Source organism: Litoreibacter sp. GN1-5, assembly GCF_055693805.1.
Window position 1 is genome coordinate 1,138,846 of sequence record NZ_JBVFUP010000001.1, and the last position, 23,216, is coordinate 1,162,061.

At 54.6% G+C, this 23,216-nt stretch carries 25 protein-coding genes and 1 tRNA gene; 9 read left to right on the forward strand and 17 right to left on the reverse strand.

What is annotated here, in order from left to right; all coding sequences use genetic code 11:
- Positions 1-15: 15 nt before the first annotated feature.
- The 6 genes from ACZ1HF_RS05875 to ACZ1HF_RS05900 all read right to left on the reverse strand — a co-directional run bounded on the left by ACZ1HF_RS05875 (position 16) and on the right by ACZ1HF_RS05900 (position 4,615).
- Positions 16-234 (reverse strand): hypothetical protein, encoded by a 219-nt coding sequence (locus ACZ1HF_RS05875; RefSeq protein WP_472656624.1) that lies wholly within the window; start codon positions 232-234, stop codon positions 16-18.
- 53 nt (positions 235-287) lie between these two features.
- Positions 288-1,043 carry a hydroxypyruvate isomerase family protein gene (locus ACZ1HF_RS05880; RefSeq protein ID WP_472656625.1) on the reverse strand — a complete coding sequence of 252 codons (756 nt, stop codon included), beginning with the start codon at positions 1,041-1,043 and terminating at the stop codon, positions 288-290.
- A complete protein-coding gene (gene otnC / locus ACZ1HF_RS05885; RefSeq protein ID WP_472656626.1) occupies positions 1,036-1,680 on the reverse strand; it encodes a 3-oxo-tetronate 4-phosphate decarboxylase in 645 nt (214 codons plus the stop codon). The genes ACZ1HF_RS05880 and otnC overlap by 8 nt, the downstream gene beginning before the upstream one ends.
- A complete protein-coding gene (otnK, locus tag ACZ1HF_RS05890) occupies positions 1,677-2,954 on the reverse strand; it encodes a 3-oxo-tetronate kinase (protein ID WP_472656627.1) in 1,278 nt (425 codons plus the stop codon). Before otnK ends, otnC begins: the two co-directional genes overlap by 4 nt.
- Positions 2,951-3,859, reverse strand: a complete 909-nt coding sequence (gene ltnD, locus ACZ1HF_RS05895; RefSeq protein ID WP_472656628.1) for an L-threonate dehydrogenase — start codon at positions 3,857-3,859, stop codon at positions 2,951-2,953. The genes otnK and ltnD overlap by 4 nt, the downstream gene beginning before the upstream one ends.
- 183 nt (positions 3,860-4,042) lie before the next feature.
- Entirely contained in the window at positions 4,043-4,615 is a 573-nt protein-coding gene (locus ACZ1HF_RS05900) for a YceI family protein (protein WP_472656629.1), read from the reverse strand.
- Between the two features lie 408 nt (positions 4,616-5,023).
- Between ACZ1HF_RS05900 and ACZ1HF_RS05905 the strand changes: the two genes are divergently transcribed.
- Positions 5,024-6,592 carry an alkaline phosphatase D family protein gene (locus ACZ1HF_RS05905; RefSeq protein ID WP_472656630.1) on the forward strand — a complete coding sequence of 523 codons (1,569 nt, stop codon included), beginning with the start codon at positions 5,024-5,026 and terminating at the stop codon, positions 6,590-6,592.
- 66 nt (positions 6,593-6,658) lie between these two features.
- Here the strand turns inward: ACZ1HF_RS05905 and rplI are convergent, their stop codons facing one another.
- From rplI to rpsF, 3 genes are read right to left on the reverse strand one after another with little or no spacing between them, the layout of a single operon-like run.
- Positions 6,659-7,303 (reverse strand): 50S ribosomal protein L9, encoded by a 645-nt coding sequence (rplI, locus tag ACZ1HF_RS05910; protein ID WP_472656631.1) that lies wholly within the window; start codon positions 7,301-7,303, stop codon positions 6,659-6,661.
- A 10-nt stretch (positions 7,304-7,313) separates the two neighbouring features.
- The gene (gene rpsR, locus ACZ1HF_RS05915) at positions 7,314-7,541 is read right to left on the reverse strand and encodes a 30S ribosomal protein S18 (RefSeq protein WP_472656632.1); all 228 of its coding nucleotides are present in this window, start codon (positions 7,539-7,541) and stop codon (positions 7,314-7,316) included.
- 20 nt (positions 7,542-7,561) lie between these two features.
- Positions 7,562-7,912 carry a 30S ribosomal protein S6 gene (rpsF, locus tag ACZ1HF_RS05920; RefSeq protein ID WP_472656633.1) on the reverse strand — a complete coding sequence of 117 codons (351 nt, stop codon included), beginning with the start codon at positions 7,910-7,912 and terminating at the stop codon, positions 7,562-7,564.
- A 195-nt stretch (positions 7,913-8,107) separates the two neighbouring features.
- Between rpsF and ACZ1HF_RS05925 the strand changes: the two genes are divergently transcribed.
- Together ACZ1HF_RS05925 and ACZ1HF_RS05930 are read left to right on the forward strand one after the other, a co-directional pair.
- Complete coding sequence (locus ACZ1HF_RS05925) at positions 8,108-8,434, forward strand: peptidase (RefSeq protein ID WP_472656634.1); 327 nt, start codon at positions 8,108-8,110, stop codon at positions 8,432-8,434.
- Positions 8,435-8,516: 82 nt separating this feature from the next.
- Entirely contained in the window at positions 8,517-9,086 is a 570-nt protein-coding gene (locus ACZ1HF_RS05930) for a hypothetical protein (RefSeq protein ID WP_472656635.1), read from the forward strand.
- Positions 9,087-9,104: 18 nt separating this feature from the next.
- Here ACZ1HF_RS05930 and ACZ1HF_RS05935 read toward each other — a convergent pair whose 3' ends face one another.
- Positions 9,105-9,836, reverse strand: a complete 732-nt coding sequence (locus tag ACZ1HF_RS05935; RefSeq protein ID WP_472656636.1) for a hypothetical protein — start codon at positions 9,834-9,836, stop codon at positions 9,105-9,107.
- Positions 9,837-10,212: 376 nt separating this feature from the next.
- On the opposite strand from ACZ1HF_RS05935, the gene ACZ1HF_RS05940 reads away from it, so the two are divergent.
- Complete coding sequence (locus ACZ1HF_RS05940) at positions 10,213-11,208, forward strand: CAP domain-containing protein (protein WP_472656637.1); 996 nt, start codon at positions 10,213-10,215, stop codon at positions 11,206-11,208.
- A gap of 88 nt (positions 11,209-11,296) precedes the next feature.
- On the opposite strand, the gene ACZ1HF_RS05945 is transcribed toward ACZ1HF_RS05940, so the two are convergent.
- The 3 genes from ACZ1HF_RS05945 to ACZ1HF_RS05955 form a co-directional block, all read right to left on the reverse strand.
- Positions 11,297-11,752, reverse strand: coding sequence for a hypothetical protein (locus tag ACZ1HF_RS05945; protein WP_472656638.1), 456 nt, complete (start codon positions 11,750-11,752; stop codon positions 11,297-11,299).
- A gap of 303 nt (positions 11,753-12,055) precedes the next feature.
- Positions 12,056-13,393 (reverse strand): trigger factor, encoded by a 1,338-nt coding sequence (gene tig / locus ACZ1HF_RS05950; RefSeq protein ID WP_472656639.1) that lies wholly within the window; start codon positions 13,391-13,393, stop codon positions 12,056-12,058.
- Positions 13,394-13,417: 24 nt separating this feature from the next.
- Positions 13,418-13,502, reverse strand: a tRNA-Leu gene (locus ACZ1HF_RS05955).
- Between the two features lie 251 nt (positions 13,503-13,753).
- Between ACZ1HF_RS05955 and ACZ1HF_RS05960 the strand changes: the two genes are divergently transcribed.
- A complete protein-coding gene (locus ACZ1HF_RS05960; protein ID WP_472656640.1) occupies positions 13,754-14,251 on the forward strand; it encodes a Hint domain-containing protein in 498 nt (165 codons plus the stop codon).
- An 8-nt stretch (positions 14,252-14,259) separates the two neighbouring features.
- On the opposite strand, the gene ACZ1HF_RS05965 is transcribed toward ACZ1HF_RS05960, so the two are convergent.
- Positions 14,260-15,882, reverse strand: a complete 1,623-nt coding sequence (locus ACZ1HF_RS05965) for an NAD(P)H-hydrate dehydratase (RefSeq protein ID WP_472656641.1) — start codon at positions 15,880-15,882, stop codon at positions 14,260-14,262.
- A gap of 172 nt (positions 15,883-16,054) precedes the next feature.
- Here ACZ1HF_RS05965 and ACZ1HF_RS05970 point away from each other — a divergent pair, with 172 nt between their 5' ends.
- Positions 16,055-16,393: a P-II family nitrogen regulator gene (locus ACZ1HF_RS05970; protein ID WP_472656642.1), complete on the forward strand. Its 339-nt coding sequence runs from the start codon at positions 16,055-16,057 to the stop codon at positions 16,391-16,393.
- A 40-nt stretch (positions 16,394-16,433) separates the two neighbouring features.
- On the forward strand, positions 16,434-17,840 hold the full coding sequence (glnA, locus tag ACZ1HF_RS05975; RefSeq protein WP_472656643.1) for a type I glutamate--ammonia ligase: 1,407 nt from the start codon (positions 16,434-16,436) through the stop codon (positions 17,838-17,840).
- 125 nt (positions 17,841-17,965) lie between these two features.
- On the opposite strand, the gene ACZ1HF_RS05980 is transcribed toward glnA, so the two are convergent.
- Entirely contained in the window at positions 17,966-18,880 is a 915-nt protein-coding gene (locus ACZ1HF_RS05980; RefSeq protein WP_472656644.1) for an arginase family protein, read from the reverse strand.
- A gap of 155 nt (positions 18,881-19,035) precedes the next feature.
- Between ACZ1HF_RS05980 and ACZ1HF_RS05985 the strand changes: the two genes are divergently transcribed.
- Both ACZ1HF_RS05985 and ACZ1HF_RS05990 read left to right on the forward strand, forming a co-directional pair.
- Positions 19,036-19,494, forward strand: a complete 459-nt coding sequence (locus tag ACZ1HF_RS05985; RefSeq protein ID WP_472656645.1) for a GNAT family N-acetyltransferase — start codon at positions 19,036-19,038, stop codon at positions 19,492-19,494.
- Positions 19,495-19,645: 151 nt separating this feature from the next.
- Entirely contained in the window at positions 19,646-20,167 is a 522-nt protein-coding gene (locus ACZ1HF_RS05990; protein ID WP_472656646.1) for a GrpB family protein, read from the forward strand.
- A gap of 98 nt (positions 20,168-20,265) precedes the next feature.
- Here the strand turns inward: ACZ1HF_RS05990 and ACZ1HF_RS05995 are convergent, their stop codons facing one another.
- Together ACZ1HF_RS05995 and ACZ1HF_RS06000 are read right to left on the reverse strand one after the other, a co-directional pair.
- Positions 20,266-21,786, reverse strand: coding sequence for a CRTAC1 family protein (locus ACZ1HF_RS05995; protein WP_472656647.1), 1,521 nt, complete (start codon positions 21,784-21,786; stop codon positions 20,266-20,268).
- Positions 21,783-23,066 (reverse strand): ROK family protein, encoded by a 1,284-nt coding sequence (locus ACZ1HF_RS06000; protein ID WP_472656648.1) that lies wholly within the window; start codon positions 23,064-23,066, stop codon positions 21,783-21,785. The genes ACZ1HF_RS05995 and ACZ1HF_RS06000 overlap by 4 nt, the downstream gene beginning before the upstream one ends.
- Positions 23,067-23,216: the final 150 nt, after the last annotated feature.

The window sequence follows — 23,216 nt, forward strand, 5'->3', positions numbered from 1 at the left end:
ATTGAAACGCACTTTTTATAAAGCACAAGGGACGATTTCTCGGAGCGTGGCTGAAGATTGTTTCAGCACAATGCTGACGTTGGCGCATCGTGCAGCATCGGTTAAAAAGGGCTCTTTTAAGACCTTTGCCGCAATCCGCTTGAAGGTCAGCTTTACCGGTTCTCTCATTTTTGGGGCAGTTTGTGACGTGAAGCTGAAAATCACCTGACGTTCAACAGGTGGAACACGCGCCACCCACCCCGCCCGAGACACGACCGGGCATTACCGCTTAATCCACCACTCACGTTTCAAACCCGCAGCGTTTCCATCCACCCAAGTCCGGCTTCGACGCTGGTTTTTGGGCGGTATTCAGCGCCAAGGGGGCGGTCATAGCCCAGATCGGCAAGCTGGCGGAAAATTGGCGCGTAGTCGAAGCTGCCCTGATCGGGCTCTGTGCGGTCCGGGTAGGACGCAAACTGCACATGGCCGATCTGTGAAAAGACTGCCTGAAACTGCGCACCAACATCTTCTTCGGTCCAGCGCACATGGTAGCAGTCGAACATGATCTTCAGGTTATCGCGCGCCACCTCTGCAATCACATCACTGGCAAGCTGAAGCGTTCCAAGAAAATACCCCGGCACATCATGGGCATTCAGCGGCTCTATCAGGATCGTCCGATGTGGGGCCACATCACAGGCATAGCGCAGATTGCCAACAAACGCCGCGCGCGCCGCAGCGCCTTGCCCAAACCCGGCCATTACATGCACAGCGCCGGCATCCACCACATCCGCATAAGCCAGTGCTTGATCAATTGCCGCGCGGGCCTCGGCCTCGCGCCCTGGTAAAGCTGACAGGCCATTCTCGCCCGGGTTTCCGCGATGGGTGTTCAGGCCAAGCATCGCGAGACCGGTTTCATCCAAAGCGGCTTTCACCCGTGCCGCATCGACATCATAAGGCCAATGACATTCCACCGCATCAAACCCAGCCCGTTTCGCCGCGCGGATAGCATCTGGCAAATCCAGCTCGGTCCACAGAAACCCCAGATTGGCGGAAAACCTAGTCATCCCAAGCCACATCAAACTTGCGCACCAGCCCCTGCACCTGCGCATCGCTTAGGAGCGTCGGCGACATCCCACGGGTCATCAGGGTCAGCTTCGCAGTCTCTTCCAGCTCTTCCATGGCATAGCATGCGGCCTCTATGTCCTTGCCTGCAACGACCGGTCCGTGATGGGCCAGCACAACCGCGCTACGCTTGCCCGCAAGACCGCGCACCGCCTCGCCCATCGCCGGATCGCCCGGCATGAAATAGGGCAGCAAAGCCACCTTGCCCAGCTTCATCACCCCATATGCGGTGATCGGCGGCAGCATGTTGTCCGGGTCCGTGTCGGGCAGGATCGACAACGCCACGGAATGACAGGAATGCAGATGCACCACGGCGCCCGTGGGGCGCGTGTCGTAGAAAGCCGTGTGCAAGGCGACTTCTTTCGTCGGCGCATCGCCCGAGATATGTGCGCCATCCTCCAGCACCGCCAGACGCGCCGGGTCGAGCCTGCCAAAGCAAGACCCGGTTGGCGTAACCAGCAACCGGCCATCAGACAGACGCGCCGAGATATTGCCCGATGCGCCGCCCGTCAGCCCACGATCATACATCGAGGCCGCAAGCATGCAGATATCTTCGCGCAGCTTGGCGTCTTCGCTCATGACGGCTCCAGCTTGGCAAAAGCATCGGCAAAGAAGGTCTCGGACCCAAAATTCCCGGATTTCAGCGCCAATGCGATGGTGTGGCCACCGCTACGGGCAAAGCTCCACGGAACGCCTGGCGCGATCTCGGCCCCGATCTGCATCTGCGACACGCCCAGGGCTTTCGTCACAGCACCTGAACTTTCGCCCCCCGCCACAACGATCCGGCGATACCCCAGATCACGTGCGGCCACAGCAAGAGCCGCCAGCGCATCCTCAACAAGCTGCCCGGCACGGGCAGTCCCCAAAGCGTCCTGCGCGGCCTTCACCGCCGCCGGGTCTGCCGTTGCATACAGAATTTTCGGTGCTTCCAAAGGCTGCGCCTTCAACCAGTTCAACGCGGACTCTTCCCCGCTCTCTGACAGCTCCACAGGGTCCAGTCGGAACCCAAGTGCATCGGGCAAATACGCCGCAACCTGCGCACGGGTCATGGCAGAGCAACTGCCAGACAACACAATCGGACCGGGGCCATTTTCAGGAAAGGCCGGACGCACCGTCCTGATCGCCTCGGCGGGCAAAGCACCGTCCCGGATATAAAGCGCGGGCAAAGGCATCGCCAAAGCGCTGCCCCCTGTCATAAGGGGCATATCCCGGCAGGCCTCGGCAATAATCTGCAAATCATTATCCGACACCGCATCAACCACGACATGGGCCACAGTGTCAGCTTTCAGCGCCGCCAGACGTGCCTGCAATGCGTCTACGCCTTTCTCGACGCTCAGCCTGTTGGCAAGGCCAACCGGGCGCGTCACCTGCGGCACAAGCAGTCGCATCAGGTTGCTGTCGCGCATGGGCGTCAGGGGGTGATCTTTCATCGGGCTTTCCGCCAGAGGTTGTTCCCCCACAAAGAGATTGCCCATAAAAATCGCTCGGCCATTTTCAGGAAAGGCCGGACAATAGATCGTCTGATCGCACCCCAGATCATCCATCAGCGCCTCAGCCACAGGACCGATATTGCCCTGTGCCGTGCTGTCAAAGGTTGAACAGTATTTCCAAAAGAACCGCTCTGCCCCGCCATCCTGTAACCATCGCAAAGCAACACGGCATTCAGCCACGGCATCCTCAACCGCAGCGGTGCGGCATTTCAGGGCAATGACCTCAAACGCGGCCGTGTCCGCAGGTGGGCCCTCTGGCACCCCGATACGCAGGTTCACTTGCGCCCCACTGCGCGCCAAAAGCCCGGCCAGATCAGCAGCTCCGGTGAAATCATCTGCGATGCATCCCAGATAGAGGCTCATCCCGTATCACCGGGCAAACGCACACCACCTTTGCGGGCCAGAACTTTTGCCACGGCTGCATCATCTTCACCGCCCAGCCCATCGGCAGCGGCTTCATGAAACAAAGCCAAAGCCGTGTCGCTCAGGGGTGTTGGAAAAGCCAGCGCATCCGCTGTACCGGTTACGATGCCAAGGTCTTTGACAAAGATGTCCACAGCGGAATGGGGCGTGTAATCCCCTGCCACTATATGCGCACCGCGGTTGCCGAACATCCATGAATTTCCTGCGCAGTCCTGAATGACCTCATGCACCGTTTTCAGATCAAGCCCAATCTTTGCGCTCAGGCTCAACGCCTCGGCCGCAGCGGCAATATGAACACCGGCCAGCAATTGGTTGATCATCTTGACCTGAGACCCCGGCCCGGCCACATCCCCCAGCCGGAAGACTTTGGTCGAAATTGCCTCAATCGCTGGGGCTGCCTTGTCAAATGCAGCGTCAGGACCAGACGCCATGATCGTCATCTCACCCGCTTCGGCCTTGATTGATCCCCCGGAAACCGGCGCGTCGATGGCCAGCATTCCGGCCTCATGCAAACGATCCGCGATGCCAATCGCCCGGTCCGGCGGCATTGTTACGCAGGTCACAAAGACCGTGCCTTGCGCCGCTGTTGCAACTGCCCCCTGATCACCGAACAACACATCCTCAGCCTGATCGGCATTAACGACAAAGGTAAAGACGACATCCGCATCATCTGCGACCTGCGCGGCAGAGCCGTAGCCCCGCCCGCCCTGCCGTTCAAATTTCTGTAAAACATCCAACCGCAGGTCTACACCCTGCGTCACGATACCAGCCCGTAAAAGCGACACTGCCGCGCCCCACCCCATGGAGCCCAGACCGATCACCGCTGCTGTCAAATTGGCCGTCATTCTCCCCCCAAGCTCCTGAACTCACCTATCGGTAGGCGCGCCACGGAGGCGTGTCAACAAACAGCGCGCTGACGGATGGCGACCCCACCAAAGGCACGAAGTTAATCCCCTAAAAGGAAAACCCCTGAACTGCCTCTGCGGCGTCAGGGGTTTTTCTAAGTAAGCTGGGACAGGGGCCGAAGTCTACTCGGCCTTCTGTGCCTCGATAGAGACAGCAATGCCAACCTGATCGCTCACCGCCGGTGCGAATGCGCCCAGATTGAAATCGCTACGAGTCAGAACCGTTGTCGCATCAAGGCCGATCCATGGCTTTTCTTGCATAGGATGCGTGTCCGCTTTGTTGAGCGTCGTATCCAGAACAACGGATTTGGTCACATCATTCATCGTCAGATCACCGGTGATCTTGGCGGTGTTGTCGCCTGTCACCTCGATAGAGGTTGATGTGAACGTGACCATGTCCCCCTCTTTTGCACCGAAGAAATCTTCAGTTAGGAAATGCTCTTCCCGCTTTTCCCAGCCAGTAAACATTGAGGTAACGGGAATCGAGACAGAAACGCTGGATGTTTCAGGGTTGGCCTGATCAAACATAATCTCGCCTTCAAACCCCGAGAACATCCCATATGTCGTGGAAAACCCAAGGTGATTATAGTTAAACAAAACTTGGCTATGGCTCGGATCAAGGGTGTATTTCTCGGCTTCAGCGAAAGCAGCGGTCGTAGATAACGCAAGTCCGGCAGCAAGGACAAAAGACTTCATTTCACGTAACTCCATGTTTGAGTGGTCTACCTAGAATTAATTCCTTTTGTTACATCTTAAAGACAATTCGTTACCTATCAACAGACCATGTGCGCCATTGAACGCCGTTCACAGGCCGTAAACTTCGCGTGAATTTTACAAAACATCACAAAATCATAATATTACAGCCCGCTCTTATAGTTTTTCCAACTTAACTACACATCTGAAAAATTCAGACTTACTGTATTGTTATGAAACATCTGGTCTCATTTTTTCGCAAGCGGATACAGTAGTCTTAGAACTTTCGTATTACCCGCACTGACACTTGACCGTCATTAAAGCATCATATGTCCGACACCCAGCCGTAACTAAAGAATGTCTCTTTGGCAGACGTGAAACCAAGATCATCATATCCAGGGGAGCACTACCATGAGCAAGTTTTACCACCCGACCCGACGCAGATTCTTAGCAACCAGCACGGCTTTCAGCGCCAGCCTTGCAATGCCTGCAATTTCCCGCGCAGCCAGCCGGCCCGTCTTCAGTCATGGCGTGCAGTCAGGGGATATCGACATGTCATCAGGCATGATCTGGACCAGAACAGACCGCCCTGCCCGCGTGATGGTTGAAGTCTCGAGCACTGAAAGTTTTGCAGACGCCCGCAAACTGGCCCCGCTGGACGCATTGCCGGGCAGCGACTTTGCCGTAAAACGGCTCATCGACGGATTGCCTGCGGATCAGGACATTTTCTACCGTTTCACAGCTGACGATTTGACTGACATCAATGCTGTTTCTGAGCCACTGGTTGGCCAGTTTCGCACAGCACCTGCCTCACGCCGGTCGGTCAAATTTGCTTGGTCCGGGGATACCGCCGGTCAGGGCTGGGGCATCGATGATGAGGGCATGGTGACTTACGCGACCATGACCACACACAAACCCGATTTCTTCATTCATTCCGGCGACACGGTCTATGCGGATGGGCCGCTAAAAGATGAGGTCGAGCTGGCCGATGGCTCCAAATGGATCAACTCCACCATCATCAACGAGAAACGCAAAGTGGCCGAGACCCTGGACGAGTACAGAGGACAATGGAAATACAACTTGATGGACCGTCACGTTCAGGCCATGAACGCGTCCGTACCGACCTTCTTTCAATGGGATGACCATGAGATCGTCAACAATTGGTCCGATTCAAAAGACCTGATCTCGGATGATCGCTATTCCGAGAAATCCATCCATGTGCTAGCTGCCCGCGCAGGGCACGCCTTCCACGAGATGACCCCGATCCGCTACACCCCGTCCGAGCCCGGACGTGTCTATCGCAAGATCAACTACGGGCCAATGCTGGACGTGTTCTTCATCGATTTGCGATCCTATCGCGGACCAAACGGCGCCTCGACCGAGACCGAAATGACCGATACCTCCCGCATCTTCGGGGCCGAGCAACTGGCCTGGCTCAAACGCGAACTGGCAGCCTCAAAGGCCACGTGGAAAGTTATCGCGTCCGACATGCCCATTGGCCTGATCGTTTGGGACAATAGCAAAGAAAGAACCGGTGCAGAGGCAATTTCGAACGCGGATAACGGTGCTGCCAAAGGGCGTGAACTTGAAGTGGCAGAGCTGTTGCGCTTCATCAAGACCGCGGGTGTGACCAATACCGTCTGGTTTACCGCCGATGTGCATTACACCGCCGCCCATTACTATGATCCTAACAAAGCACAGTTTCAGGATTTCGAACCGTTCTGGGAATTCGTCTCAGGCCCGATACATGCTGGCACGTTCGGCCCTAACGGTCTGGACGGCACATTCGGCCCGGAGGTCAAGTTCTTCAAAGCCCCAACCAAGGAACAAGGCGCGAACCTGCCCCCCTCTGCTGGCTTGCAATTCTTTGGGCTAGTCGATATTGATGGCGCCACAGAACAAATGACCGTTCGCTTAATGGATCGCGGCGACACAGAGCTATGGTCCGTGACGCTGGATCCGCAACAACGCAGGCTTTAGGTCTAAAACAAAAACAGCCGCAGGATTTTGTCCTGCGGCTGCGTTTTGAGTATCGTCCAGAAAAGATCAGGCGTCGTCGTCTTTGGTCTCGGCTTCGCCTTCGGTTTCTGCTTCCGGCGTTTCAACGATTTCCGCCAGCGCTTCATCATCCGCTGTAGCAGCTCCGATATCGTCAAACAATTCAGCGATTTCGAACTCGGCCTCAGCCTCGGCCTCAGCGGCGAGTTCCTGAATTGATTTGCCGGAAGCCTGAAGCTCTGCCTCTTCGACGGAACGGGCAACATTCAACGAGAAAGTCGCATCAACCTCGGGGTGCAGAACCACACGTACATCGTGCAGGCCAAGTTCTTTGATCGGACGATCCAGAACAACCTGTCCGCGGTCCACGGTAAAGCCTTCAGCAGTCGCGGCTTCTGCCGCATCGCGCGTCGAGACAGAGCCATAAAGTGCGCCCGCGTCAGAGGCTTGACGGATCACAATGAACTGTTGACCGTTCAGCTTGTCCGCCAGCGCTTCGGCTTCTTTCTTGGTTTCCAGATTGCGCGCTTCAAGCTGCGCTTTCTGAGCTTCAAACGTCGCCTTATTGGCATCCGTCGCGTTCATCGCCTTGCCCTGGGGCAACAGGTAGTTGCGGGCATAGCCGGGTTTCACGTCAACAACTTCGCCCATCTGGCCAAGCTTTGCGACGCGTTCAAGAAGGATAACTTGCATAATGCTCTCCTTATTTCACGGCATAAGGCAGAAGTGCCAAAAACCGGGCGCGCTTGATAGCACGGGCCAACTGGCGTTGGTTCTTCGCACCAACAGCGGTGATCCGGGATGGCACGATCTTGCCACGCTCAGAAATGTAGCGCTGCAAAAGGCGGGTGTCTTTATAGTCGATCTTGGGCGCGTTATCGCCAACAAAGGGATCGGACTTACGACGGCGGAAAAATGGTTTAGCTGCCATGGGTTAGCTCCTTTTCAAGATCAGTTGCGCGGACGGCGTTCACGCTCATCGCGCTTTTGCATTTGCGCTGATGGGCCTTCTTCATGCTCATCCACCTTGATGGTCAGCACACGCATCACATCATCATGCAGGCGCATTAGGCGTTCCATTTCCTGCACGGCAGGCGCTGGCGCGTCAGAGCGGACAAAAGCATAATGGCCTTTGCGGTTCTTGTTGATCTTGTAGGCCATTGTCTTCAGGCCCCAGTATTCGCTTTCGACAACTTTACCACCGTTGTCGGACAGAACTGCGCCGAAATGTTCGATCAAACCTTCGGCCTGTGTGTTGGACAGGTCCTGACGCGAAATAAACACATGCTCATAGAGCGGCATGGGCATTCCTTTTCATATTTTCAGGCGTGCTTCAAAGGACGGGCATCACGATCTCCACACCCGTCCACGAGGGGCACCGCGTTCAAACTGACTTGCGGAGATGGGCGGGTTATAACGACCCCGCGCCGTTGTGCAAGAAAATTCGGGCACGCCACGTGACAAGATCCATATAGGTGCGTTGGATATTGATTTCTGGTGGGTGTTTCGGTTAAGTCAAAGCTGCCAGAACGCCGGGTTAACGGCGCTGGTATCCAGAAAGCTTTAGAGATGAACTTGTTTTCGATTGCTGCATACGAGCAGCCTTTGAAGTGGGTCGCGGTTGTGTTGGGCTTTTGCAGCACAGTTTGTGTTGTGCAGGGCTGGCAATTGGCCGCAATGCTGCTTGGTCTGCCCTTTTGTCTGATATGGGTCTATTGCGGTTGGTTAAGGACAGAACCACAGCTCAAATACCTCAATATCATGTTCTCAGCACTCTACGCCTATGGCATTGTGCGATATTTTCTGTTGCCAGAGCTTCCGTAACCATTGTTTCGGGCGAAAGGTTGATCTCGAAACGCACATGGGTTGAGAATAACACATGTGATTTATTTGAGGTAATCTTACTATGCGAGAACCTATTAAGGTCGAGATCGTCACTGTTGAGAAAGAAACCACGCAATGGGACAAGGCTGTTACCATATCGAAAACCATTCTCGCATTAATAAAAGATATAGGCGCGATCTCGGCATTGGCAGTCGCTGCGCTCAGCTTTTTTCCGACGGGTAAAACCCTTATCGTTGACATATTCTCGCTGTCTGAACCGGAAGAACCTACGGCAAATCAGATCGAACCGGGCCTCGTTGCCTCTGAAAGCGTGGCCCCCGAAACCGCGCGCGCAGGGGCTGATCTTAGCCCTATAGGCTGGTCCTACCTTGGAAAAACGGATGAGCCGGACGGTTGGTACTACCCTGCGCTCCGCGATATGGACATGGCAGCTTGGCCCGGCGCAATCGTAGAACCGAGAACAGCAATCTATCTTCGGTCTGCGCTGCTGTCGGCCGTCAACCCTGACCCCGTTGCCCTTGCGGTGATCGGGAATAATGACAGCCAGTCTGAGTGCTTGCGGATTGTGGACCACCGACAATCAAGTTCAGGCACCATCTGGCTTCAGGGCGCATTGGTAAACTGCCCTTAAATGCAAGGTAAGAACGCCCTACCAGCGGCGGTGCCTGCCTCGCAGCGTTCGGATGGTGCGGTTGAATTCGCGTTGAACGCTCCATCCCTCGGGACGCCCCTCCGGGTAGCCCATTTTGACATAGGCGCTTTGCATCACGTCCTGCCCAAACAGTGATGTGCCCACATTGGGGTAAGATAAAGCTGCCCCACTGACACCCAAAGCCGTCACGCCCGCAGCAGCCCAGATTAACACGATCCCTGTAGCGCCTCTCGCGTTCAAGATGAACATGCCTGCAAATGTCAGGACCGCCACCAGAATGATCGAGGACAGATAGAAAATCTTCCTGGCCTTGGGATCAACGACATCAGCAGCGCCAAAGGCGATCTCGGGGCCATCCGGGAACAGATTGAAAAACACCAGCAGATAGAAAAGACTAATGGCAATACCCCATAAAACAGCCCGTACTGCGGACCAGATATGAGATGATAAAGACTGACCTTCCATCACAGGTTTTGGTTTGGGCATGTAATAAGGGTCGGTGATGTCAGGAATTTCGACATCAGGCTGCTTCGCGCGCTGCAAATAGCTTGCGACCATGATTGTTATCAGACCATAGGCAATCGCCAGAATATGGGTGAAGGAATAGATAAATCCTGGCGCTTCAATTCCGACAAGACTGTACAAATCTATGCCAAGGGTAATGAACCAAAAATCGAGGCACCCCCACAAGATAGCCAGAATACCTAAAAGTTTAAAAACTGCCGACATATCCCTTACCTAACCCTTCCCAATAAGCAGACTGAGACACAGTCATGCGCATTTTTTGCCGCCTTTATAAGCCCTTTTCGGCGAAGAAATGCCGACAAAACCAGATTTCTCAACATACACTGCTTCTGTATTGATTTCATTGCGTACCGCTCATAAGAATTTGCCATCAAAACCTACACGGCTTTGATTAATGTGCTGAAATATAAGTTTAAATTGGGAAGTTTTGCGAAAGCCTGAAAGATATGATGATCAAAGCTTCGATCCATAAATGGTAAGAAGTTTAATGGGGGTGTCATATATCACACGCGTTTAGGCGAAGCATCAAACCGTACACAGGCTCTGAATTGGGGCCGGAAAAGAAGAGGAGATACCCCGAATGTCTACTGCGAGTGACCTCGAACGATATATGCTTGAGCTTGTTAATGAAGAACGCACATCACGCGGTCTGGAACCGCTGACGCTGAATAAACGCTTAAATGAGGCAAGCGAAGATCACAGCAAGGACATGCTGAACCGGAACTTCTTTGACCATAATACGCCAGATGGCTCCAGACCTTCGGACCGCATTGCGGATGCAGACTACCCCTTGGAAGGGGCTTGGGAAGCGCGTGAAAACATATCATGGTATGGCACAACCGGTAATTTGTCCGATAATGATCTGCGCGAGATCGTACGCGAACAACACCAAGGTTTGATGGAAAGCCCCGGTCACAGGGCATCCATTCTGGATGACGATGTTACAAGTATCGGTATCGGGATTGAGTTTGGTGATTTTACAAGCCCAAAAGATGGCAGAACATATGATGCCATGATGATCACTCAGAACTTCGCGCGAACCAGCGCAGATACGTCAGCTTACGATGATATAATAGCCCCGGCAACGCCGCCTGCTGAACCCACAGAAGAAGTTGTCGCAGACGTTATGCCTGATGAACCAGCGCAGACACCGGCAAACGAGCCCGAACAACCAGTTGAACAGCCTGAAGACGTGGCAAGTGTGCCAACTACCGATCCGACGCCTGCGCCGACACTAACCGAAGATAATACCGACGCACCCAGCACACCGGCACAACCCGCCCCCGTTGCTGAAGCGCCTGTGCCTGAGGTTGTCGCTCCCGCAGTTCCGGCTGCAATTGATGATAGAGAGGCACCAGTGGAAATGCCTGAGGAAGGTATAGAGTTTGTCTTCGACCCGGTTAGTAGGGACCCTGAACCAGAGGTCATGGACGACCCAATGCCACAGCAACCCCCTGCTCTGAACGAGGATGCTCCTGATCAACTTATCTTCGCTGATTTCGCTCAGCTCGACGCGTTTATCCAACAGCTAACCGAAATATTGTCAGCAAGGTTTGACAGTTTTGATATGACCTGAATGTAAGGCGTCTTGCCCCGACACAGAAAGCCCCCTCTTTATGTGGGGGCTTTTTCTTTACAGACGCATGTCAATTCCGAGCCCTAAGCTACATTAGGTTCCTTTGCTTCGTATGCAGCAATAAAAGTAATTCACGGACGTGTTTGCCCCAATGAAAGTAGAATGTCCTGAAGTAAGCTTCTGCATATTCGTCACTGTGATTTTCTGCGTACCAAATTATTTCCCTCAAATCTGAGGTGATATCGGCAATATCATCAATCGCATCACCCATCATCAGTGTCCCGAAACCTTCTTCTGACGGATCAGTGATTGGGTATAGCCCCAAATCAGGGAACCGTTTCCCAGCCTGATCATAAATGGCTTTCCAATCTCTTTCTGGCGGATCAAGCTCATGATATGGTGCTTTGACGCTATCCGTATCGTGGTAACTGACAAGTAGCCGATCAAGAAGTTCAATGAGCCTAGAAATAGTTGGTGGTTTACCAATCCAGACTTCGTCTAGGAAGTTTTTTGATGCGATAACGGCTGAAGATTTGCTCATCATCTAATCCTGGCACAGTCGCCCCAATGGATCAATTTTGTTTCAGCACTCGGCCTGAACAGTCATGTCATGCCTTGACCTCGCAACACGGCGCCAAGCCCTCGCTCTGCTGACCTTGGGTCAAGGCGCAGCAAAATACAAAGCAAACCCTCACTTCCACGCTCTGGACGGCCATTTATCAGCCAGTTCCATCGCAGCCGCCCCGAAGCCTACCCCCAACAGACGGCTCATTCAGGATAAATTCGGCTGCTTAAACCCAAAAGGGCCGCCCCAAGGCGACCCTTTCATGTAAAGATTACAAGGCGATCAGCTGATCTCGTCTTCCAGCGCCTCGACGGCTTTTTCAAGATCGGCCTTCTTGACCTTTTTGTCTTTCACGTCAGCCAATTCAAAGATGTAGTCGATGACCTTATCTTCAAACAAAGGCGCTCGCAGTTGTTGCTGCATCTGCGCGTTCTTCTGAACAAATTCGAAGAATTCCCGTTCTTGCCCCGGGTATTGCCGTGCTTGAGTCATGACCGCCTGGGTCATTTCCGCATCCGTCACCTCAATCTCGTTCTTACGGCCCATCTCGGCCAGCAAAAGCCCAAGGCGCACGCGGCGTTCGGCAAGTTTGTTATGCTCGTCTGTGGGCTCTATCTCAGGGTGATCATGGCCCTCGACATCAGGGTTTTCTTCGTGCCAAAGCTGATGGGCGATCTGCTTGGCTTCAATGTCGACCAGCGAGGGCGGCAATTCAAAGCTGACCAGCTTGTCCAGCTCATCCAGCAGTTTGCGCTTCATAACAGCCCGGGACGCCCCGGAATATTCCGTCTCAAGCCGCTCAGAGATCTGGCCTTTCAAGGCAGCCAGATCGTCTGCACCATATTGCTTAGCCAGCTCATCATTGACCTCAGCCGCTTTGGGTTCCTTCACCGCTTTGATCTTGCATTCAAACACAGCCGCTTTTCCGGCCAGATTTTCTGCCTGATAGTCTGCTGGGAAATCAACCTTTACCTCGACATCCTGATCCGCCTTGACGCCGATCAGTTGATCCTCAAACCCCGGAATGAAGGATTTTGAGCCCAACACCAACGGGTAATCTTCTGCAGCACCACCATCAAACGGCTCACCATCCACCTTGCCAAGAAAGTCGATGACAACCTGATCACCGTCCTTGGACTTTGAGCCCTTCTTGCGGTCCTCGAAATTCTGAGCCGTCTCGGCCAGGTTTGCCAGTGCTTCGTCCACGTCCTTGTCAGCAGCCTTTACGACCAGCTTTTCAAGTTTGACCTTCTTAAGATCTACATCCGGTATTTCAGGCAGGTTTTCATAAGTAACGGCCACCTCGACATCGTCGCCGGGCTTCCAGTCTTCATTGGTCATCTTCATCTCGGGCTGAACCGCAGGGCGATGGCCCGTTTCCTTCAGATGATCAGACACAGCGCTATCGATGCTTTCCTGCATCGCCTCGCCCAGAACCCGGTCGCCAAATTGCTTCTTCAGCAATGCCATCGGCACCTTGCCCTTGCGGAAGCCTTTCATTTCGAAAGTCGGTTGTGCTTCGCTCAGCTTCTCATTGACCTTTGTGTCCAGCTCAGCAGCTGTGACAGTGATCGCGTAGCCGCGCTTGAGGCCTTCGTTCAGGGTCTCTGTGACCTGCATGTTTATCCGTCCTTTACATGTCTTTGGTGCGGGTGAAGGGACTTGAACCCCCACGCCTTGCGGCGCCAGAACCTAAATCTGGTGCGTCTACCAATTCCGCCACACCCGCAAAAACCTAAGACAGCCGCGCGCAGGCACGGCTGAATTTGCGCCCGTTTAGCAAAGCTCGAAACAGGATGCACGTCGAAAATGCGCCTATCTGTCGTATTCTTGTCAACAATACTGCGAAAACTTCCGCCCTGTTAACTCTGCCATCCAAAAATCAAGACATGGCCCCGCTGATGACCGGCCCAAGGCCAGATTCCGCCCCAATTGGCAGGCAATCATTATTCCATCGAATAACACCGGGAGAGACGAAAAATGTCCGCCACCACACTTGTACTGTCAAATGAAGATCGCGTGGACAGCGCGCAAACAGGCCTTCTTGCAGGAACTCAGGTTCTGACAATGACAGGGTATGTACCGATCGAGAATCTCAAGGCAGGGGATCGCATCATCACACGTAACGGCGTGCGCCACCTTCGCAGGCTTGCCCGTAAAGACATGGATATGCAGCCGGTCAAGGTCGGTCCAGGCACCCCCGGTTTCAGTCGCAGCGACAGCCCGATGCTGGTCGCGCCTGATACACAAGTCATGGTGCGCGATTGGCGCGCCGAAAAGATTTTCGGCCGCAATCAGGTGATCATGCCTATTGCGCGCATGGCCGATGACGAATTTATCGCACAGGTGGATGAAGAACAGACCTACACAGTTTTCGACCTGCGCTTCGACGAAGAAGAAGTGTTTTACGCCGAAGGTCTGGAAATCGTCAGCCCCGTTGCCAACACTGTTTCAGCCGACGTAACGATGGCCGCTTAAACCGGGATCTACCCATTTATACCCAGAGCGTGGAAGACCTGCGGGAGCATCTCCGGCAGGTCTTCTGCTATCAGGCCGGACCCAAAAGCGCGGGCACAGTCTACATGCAGATAAGCCGCCGTTTCTGCGGCCTGCATCGGTGCGAACCCGCGCGCCAAAAGCCCGGTAATGAACCCTGCCAAAACATCCCCTGATCCGGCAGTGGCCAGCCATGGTGCCGCCCGGTCGTACTGAGCGGAATTGATCGTTGCGCGGCCATCCGGATCAGCAATCACCGTATCAGGCCCTTTGAACAAGACAACACACCCTGCCCGCGCCGCCGCCTCGCGCGTCGCATCAACCTTTGAGTAGGCAGGTCCTTTGGTTGGCGTTGCATTCAGTTTTTCTGCAAGATCGGGAAATAAGCGGGCGAACTCACCCGCGTGGGGTGTCAGAACGCATTGGTCATGGAGCAGATCAAACAAATCAGGCCGCCGTGCCAGAATAGAGATCGCGTCAGCATCAAGCACGGTTGGTTTTTTGAAGCGCAAGATAACCGCCACCATGTCTTCACAGTGCGCGTTCACACCAAGCGCCGGACCAATGCAGATGCCCTTGAGCCGGTTATCTGCCCCCCATTTCGCAGCTAAATCTTCGTCGCCCTGAATTTCATCAATCATGATGGCCGTCAGGTGTGCTGCTAAGGTTGGCACGGTCTCAGGCGCGGCACCAACAGTGACCACCCCTGCCCCTATTCGCAGCGCCCCCCGCGCCGCAAGACGGGCCGCACCTGTTTTCGACGCAGGACCCGAGAGGATCAGCGCGTGGCCGTGGGAGTATTTGTGCCCAAATCTTTTCTGAACCAGTTGACGATATTTCAGGGCACCTGGAACACTCAGATCAGAGATCGTTTGAACGACGCCTGACAAATCGTTTTCGAAATCATTCCAGCGTTCTATCCCGATGGATTTCGTCTTTAGCACACCACACGCAATCGGACCAAAATGAAGGTAGTGACCGATATAAGGCTTATGAAATGTCACAGTCAAATTGGCCACGATACAGCTATCCATCGGGTTTTCGTCTTCATAGCCGGGATATCTGCCAGTATCAGATGCCAGCCCGCTAGGCACATCTATCGAAACAACCCTCGGTAGGCTTTGATGGCCGCAAACTGCTTGCCAGTAATTCAGTTCGTCCTGCACGCGTCCAAGCGCAGTAAACGGGCGGGTCAATCCCATCCCGAACAGCGCGTCAATTGCAAGCGCTGTATCAGGGTGATCCTCGCCGTAACCGTCGATCACATCTTCCGTCAGTGGTAGAACAAGCCCACCCACCTCAACCCACCGCTCATAATTCACCCGCGCATCCGGCGGCAGTTTATCCGGGTCGCCGTATAAAAAAACCTCGACCTCCCAGCCCCATTCTTTCAACAGGCGTGCGACGACAAAGCCGTCGCCGCCATTATTGCCCGGCCCGCACAGAACCACTGCGCGAAAAGATCCCTTTGCCAGCTCGGGCCATTGCTCGAATACGGCTTCGACAACACCCCGCCCGGCATGTTCCATCAGCTCAAGCCCTGTGACCTCTCCGCTATTGATCGCTGCTTGTTCAATGGCCTTCATCTGGGCAGCAGTCAGAAGCTCCGTCATTGCGATTTATCCAATCTTCACACTTTGCACTAAAATAAATCTATTTGCCTAAAATTTAGGCAATAAGACTGCAATCGTAAGTCCCCCCAATTCCACTGCCAGTTTGACAATTGTTCGTCCGAATGAGAAGTGGTCTCACGCCTATCAGACATATTAAAGGGAGTCGGCCGCGATGAAAAAGATCGAAGCCATTATCAAGCCATTCAAGCTTGATGAAGTAAAAGAGGCGCTGCAAGAGCTTGGCATCCAAGGCTTGAGCGTCACAGAAGTCAAAGGCTTTGGTCGCCAGAAGGGCCATACGGAGCTCTATCGGGGCGCAGAATATGTTGTCGACTTCCTGCCCAAGGTGAAAATCGAAGTCGTGCTTGCCGACGATCAGCTGGACAGCGCGATCGAAGGCATCATCGCTGCCGCAAAGACCGACAAAATTGGCGACGGCAAAATTTTCGTGTCCACCATCGAACAAGCCATACGCATCAGAACCGGCGAGGCCGGTGACGAAGCCCTGTAATCGTTTCATTCCACACACCAAAGCAGAGAGGAAAGGTCACATGAGCGCCAAGGATATGCTTAAGACCATGAAAGATGAGGATGTCGAATATGTCGATATCCGTTTCACTGACCCGCGCGGCAAGTTGCAGCACGTCACCGTTATGGCCGATCAGGTCGATGAGGATTTCCTTGAAGATGGCTTCATGTTCGACGGCTCCTCCATTGCGGGCTGGAAATCGATTGACCAGTCTGACATGAAACTGATGCCCGATCCGGCAAGCGCCTATGTTGATCCGTTCTATGCCGAGAAAACCATCTGTGTGCATTGCTCCATCGTTGAGCCTGATACAGGCGAAAGCTATGAGCGCGACCCGCGCGGCACAGCCGAGCGCGCCGAGGCGTATCTGAAATCCTCCGGCATTGGCGACACAGCTTATTTCGGCCCCGAAGCCGAATTCTTCCTATTTGACGATGTGCGTTTCTCGGTCGAGATGAACAAAGTATCGTTCGAAGTCGACGCAAATGATGCGTCATGGAACAGCGATGCCGAATACGAGATGGGCAATATGGGCCATCGCCCCGGCATCAAGGGCGGCTATTTCCCGGTCAACCCAACCGATGCGTCGCAAGACCTGCGCTCCGAGATGCTGTCGACCATGAAGCGCATGGGCATGAAGGTCGACAAACATCACCACGAAGTGGCGTCCTGTCAGCATGAGCTTGGCTTGATCTTTGACAGCCTGACAAAGCAGGCAGACGAGTTGCAAAAATATAAATACGTGATCCACAACGTCGCCCACGCCTACGGCAAATCGGCCACGTTCATGCCAAAGCCGATTGCCGGTGATAATGGCACGGGCATGCATGTGAATATGTCGATCTGGAAAGACGGCAAACCTTTGTTTGCGGGTGATAAATACGCTGATCTGTCTCAGGAAGCACTGTATTTCATCGGCGGCATCCTGAAACATGCCAAGACGCTGAACGCGTTCACCAACCCGTCCACGAACAGCTACAAACGCCTGATCCCAGGGTTTGAAGCCCCTGTGCTGCGTGCCTATTCAGCCCGCAACCGCTCGGGCTGCGTGCGCATCCCATGGGCGGAATCGCCAAAGGCAAAACGCGTAGAGGCCCGCTTCCCGGATCCGGCTGCGAACCCCTATCTGTGCTTCGCAGCCCTGCTGATGGCGGGTCTCGACGGGATTAAGAACAAGATCGATCCCGGCCCAAGCTCAGACAAGGATCTCTATGACCTGCCGCCGGAAGAGCTGGCCGACATCCCAACCGTCTGCGCCTCCTTGCGTGAAGCGCTGGACGCGCTGGAAGCCGATCATGAGTTCCTGCTGGCCGGTGACGTCTTCACCAAGGATCAGCTTGACGGCTATATGGAACTGAAATGGGAAGAGGTTTATGCTTACGAGCACACACCTCACCCCATGGAATATAAGATGTACTATAGCTGCTAAAAAGCACTGTTCAGATCAAACAAAAGGCATCCGCAAGGGTGCCTTTTTCGTTTCAAGCCTCGCCCGAATTTATAAGCAACAGTCTCCTCGCCCCGCGGATCAGAAATGCGGATCAGAAAATCCCGTTATGACCCACGCGCAAGACAGCCAATACCATTTGCCAGAATGCGCGCGGCTGTCATGGCCGCTATCCCATTTGGGTCTCGCGACGGAACAAACTCGACCATATCAAAGGCAACAAGTCTGGATTTCTTGACCACAGCATCAATCAGATCAATTGATTGAGTGTAGGACAATCCCCCCGGTGTCGGTGCCATAACCGCGGGCATTATGGCCGGGTCCAACCCGTCACAATCAAAGGTTATCATGCAATTCGCACCGCTTTTCAGATGCTGCATGACAGCCGCTGTTCCATCCCGATGCAGGTCTCGCGCTGTTACAATTTTTGCGCCCCAACCTTTTGCCAGATCAACTTCAGCGCGGCGTGCTGACCCCGGCCCGCGAATACCGACCTGAATGATAGCCTCAACATGTTCCAGTTCCGATGCACGTCTCATTGTGCTGGAGAACCCCATAGGCTCACCGCGTCGTTCATCACGCCAATCTATATGGGCATCGATTTGCACTATTGTCAGTGGACCAAGAGGTTTGAGGGCTTCGATAAAAGGAATGGGGGTAGAATCGTCCCCGCCAATCATGACCGGGATTGCACCACCATCCACAATTTGAGCGGTTGCCTCTCTGATAAGATGTCTATTGCCAGCCCCGTCCAACGGAGACGTCTTAAGGTTGCCAGCATCGGCGACCGCAAAACCCCTATCGCCAAGCAGAGGGCCGTCCAAATCGAAATCCCAATGATCAAGCCACCTGGCATCATCTTCCAAGGCGCGCCGTAAAGTGTCGGGCGCGTCAGCATATGGCTCATTATCGATATCGCGATAGACTGTCCCGTGTGGTGCCCCAAAAACAACCAGATCCGCATCTGCGGGATCAATGTCTTTGTTAGCACCGATAAAAGGCGTATCCACTAGATAATACATTGCCAGCATCTCTTTTCAACGGGTTGCTATGCGAAGGATGATGATAGTATCTCACCGCAACTGACTTACATTATAGTCGCCCGAAATTAAACAGAACGCATGTTGCATGGGCACCCGCCCTTCCGCGGCGATATTATTTTGAAAGAAGATGAACGATGACGATCAGACCAACACAACGTGAAGACATCCCCGCCTTGCAAAGCGTTCTGGACGACACCGGGCTGTTCCCACGGGATTTGCTTCCCGATATGCTGGGTGGGTTTCTGTCAGACCATGACAGTCATGACCTTTGGCTGACCTGCGAAACAGAAGGGAAAGCTGTGGGCTTTTGCTACGCCACCCCCGAGCAGCTGGCAGAGGGCACATGGAATATGCTCGCCATCGCCGTTTTGCCATCCGAGCAGGACAAAGGATGCGGCGCTGCCATCACCAGACATCTTGAGGCTGATCTGAAAGCGCGCGGCCACCGCATCCTGATCGCCGAGACGTCAGGGACGGACCCATTCGCTCAAGCCCGCGCCTTCTACCGCAGAAACGGCTATGCCGAAGAAGCCCGCATCCGGGATTTCTGGGCGGCGGGCGACGATAAGATCGTGTTCTGGAAGGCGCTGTAACCATGAAGCAGGGGAACTCCAACCTTCGCGCCCCAAACGGCCAAGGCCCGCGTAGAGCCCAAATTGGATGATGCTGCGAAAAAATGATTAATCTTTGCACAAAGCCGCCATTACCGAAACCATCATCAGAATACATACTTTTTGAATGGTCGTGACTGTTGTTCCACATAATCCTGAATGGAAAGAAGCTTTCTCGGAAGAGGCCTCAGCAATCCATGTAGCTGTCGCAGATATGCGCATCAAACTTCATCATATCGGCAGCACTTCTATTCCCGGCATCCTTGCAAAGCCAATAATTGACCTTCTTGGCGAGGTTCGCGATCTCAGCGAAGTCGATGCGCATTCTGGTGCTTTGGAAAAGCTCGGATATGAGGCAATGGGGGCCTATGGCATTGAAGGCAGAAGGTATTTTCGCAAGGTCAATGCAAAGGGACGGCGAACCCACCACCTGCATATCTTCTCGGAAGGTTCGCCAAATATCGAACGGCACCTCGCTTTCCGAGACTACCTGACATCGCACCCGCAAATAGCTGCCGAGTATTCGGCACTCAAAGCAGAGCTCACAGGCGGAAGTGATCCGCCATGGGATAAATACGTGGACGGGAAAGCTCCCTTCATTCAAGCTGCGGAGCGGGACGCGGTCGCGTGGTATCGTCAACTCAAATGGACCTGACATTACCTATGAGTTTGATACCAACATTACGCATTCAAAACTCGGTTGAATATCCATCGAAAAAGGACCAACCATATCTGACGCTTAGCAGAAAATAGCTACCTCTCCGACACTTTCAACGCCACACCATCCCGAAAAATATCATACCTGCCGTTCGCCTCAACCTCTGTCCAGGCCGAGACCACGCCATCGGGCCAGATGACCCGGACCTCTGCCTGATCTGCCGTGCCTAAGCCGAAATGCATTGGCTGGGATTGACCACTGGCATGGCCGCCACCAATTGTGCGCTCAACAGATAGGATGCGGTTGCCCAGTTTCAGCTCGACCCATGCGCCGATTGCATCACGATTGGCCCCGGTCTGGTGCAACTCCAACGCAACCCAGTTGCCCGCTTCGGCACTTATGTTCTGGTACAGCTCCACCGGGGCGCGGCGGTTGACCACCACAAGATCCAGCAGCCCGTCCCCGTTGAAATCCGCAAGCCCTGCCCCGCGGGACCGGTCCGTCGTCGCAATCCCCGCCTCAGCGCCCTGTTCCACAAACCGGCCATCCGCGCCTTGCATCAACAGGTTGTTCGGGTCGGCCATCGCCATATCAGGCATCTGATCCACATTGCCCTTTGCAATGAACAGATCAGGCAATCCGTCATTATTCACATCCCCAAACTGCGCATGCCATCCCGTAGAAGGCCTGCCGTCGTCGCCAATATAGGGCCGCTGCGCATAGGTTCCGATCTCGAACGGGGCCATAGTATATCCATCAGGGCCAGCGATCTGCATCAGTTGATCCCCCATCGAGGTCAGCACCACCTCGGGCCGCCCATCGCCGGTGATGTCTTGCGAGGCGATCCCCATGCCCCAGATGCTGATCGGGTCCCACCCGTCGCCTTCCATCAGGGTCAGGTCGGGCATGTGCCACATCTGCTCGGACCCGTCGCGGATGTAGTAATGGCGGTCATTGGACACGCGCAGGTCAGCTGTGCCGCGCCGCTGCCAGTCAGAAAACAACAAAGACAAAGTGCAAAAACCCGGCAAGGCGACAGGCGCGCCGTATCCCGCCCCGTCAGAACGATAGAGCCGGTTTGTATCACAGGCCCCAAAGGGACCTTTGGGGTTGTCCCGGTCTACGTAATTGCCGATGACCAGTGTGGGCCAGTCCTGCCCGTCTTCCCATGTGGCGGCAAAGGCGGTGGACCAGCTGTTTCCGGGCGCAAAACCCCAAGCGTCGGTCATATCCTCGAATGCGCAGGCTCGCCCGCCTTTCAGCAGCATATTGGCCCCAACCCGCAAAATCACGAGGTCTTGCCAACCGTCATTGTCGATATCCAAAGGATAAGCGCCTGTCGCCCCGGTGATGTCAGGGAAGCCGCCTACGTCAAATGCAATATCACCTTCGGGGCCTGTGGTATTTATGAACAAACTCATCGGGGATGTGCCACCAGCCACCAGCAGTTCGGGCAGGCCATCGCCGGTGCAATCAAACACGGCCGCGCCACCGCCCACGAAATGTTCCCAGCCGCCGGAATAGATATGCTGCGCGGGCAAAAGGTGCGGCTCAAATTCCGGCCCCGCCAGCGCGAGCCCCGGCAGCAGGCAACACACCGCTGTCAGGGAGTTCATGCCTCGGCCCAGCCCTGCCCCACGGCCTCTTCCGTGACCGCCGACAGGGCAAGTGCTACACCGCCACGCGCCCAGACATAGCCGCCCCAGACATTGATATCGACCTGCGTGGGCGCACGGCCCTTGTCCAGCGTCAACGCAGTCATCTCGGCCAGCACATCTTCGGCATATAGGTAATCATAGCGCATCCGCTCCCCCGACAGGATGATCCGATCCGGGTCGAACAAATGCACCACATTGCTGAGCCCCACAGATAAGTAGCGCCCGGCACGGCGGAAAATCGTGCGCGCCCGCTCGTTACCTGCCTTCGCCTGATCATAGAGCGTCTCCAGCATACCGTGGGTGGTCTCTGGCATATCTGATGGCAGTTCCAGCGCGATCGACGCTTCGCGGACAAGCGCGTAATCCGCCACATACGCCTCCAGACACCCGCGCGCACCACAGCGGCAGAGCGCGCCGTCCAGTTGCACTTTGGTATGTCCAAGCTCCATCCCCAGCCCCATGGACCCGCGATAAAGCCGATTATCCAGCACCTGCCCCATGCCAACACCGTGTTCAATCGTCACCACCGCGAATGAATTCATGCCCCGCCCGGCCCCGAACCACAGCTCAGCCAGGGTCAGCATGTTGGCGTCATTGTCGATATGCACCGGCAAACCAAGCCGGGCGTATAGTTTGTCGCGCAAGGCGACATCGCGATCCCGCAGAATGGGCGACCAGGGCACAATACCCTTAGTATGATCCACTATGCCCGACAGGCCCAGACCTACTGCCGAAATCTGTGACCTTTCCAGCCCGGCACGGTCCAACACCTTATCAAGCAGGACTTCCGCCTCATCAATCAGGGTGTCCGTGTCTTTCTTTTGATAAGGGGTGCTTTGATCCGCCTCTGCCAGCGGATTACCTGCGAAATCCGCCACGACCGCGGAATGGGTAAAATCGCTGAGCTTCAGACCGACAACATGGCGCGCACCCGGTTCAACGCCCAATGCAACCGGCGGGCGGCCACGATTACCATTGGTATGCGGCGTTTCGATCTCGCGGATCAGGCCCGCAGTAATCAGCTCGGAGGTCAGCGCCGTGACCGAGCCGGGACTGATGTTAAGCATCTTCGCCACATCGACCCGAGGCGTCTGACCAGCAGCCCGCACGCGCTCAAACACCTGCTGACGCAATGGCTTGCTACCAGCCGCGTTATCAGGCAAAATAGGGCCACAGCCGACAATGCGATCATCGGCAATATCTGATGTGTCAGTGTCAGAGGTGCTAACTTTTTTCATTTCCAGAATTAAATCCCCCTCCCAACATGGATCGATGACCCGTATGCTATGCAAAGCGTAATACTTCACCCCTTAATATGGTAAGATATTTCTGTAACAGGTCAATTTAATTTTGACACATGAATTAAATGTGTTCATGTTTATAGCGCT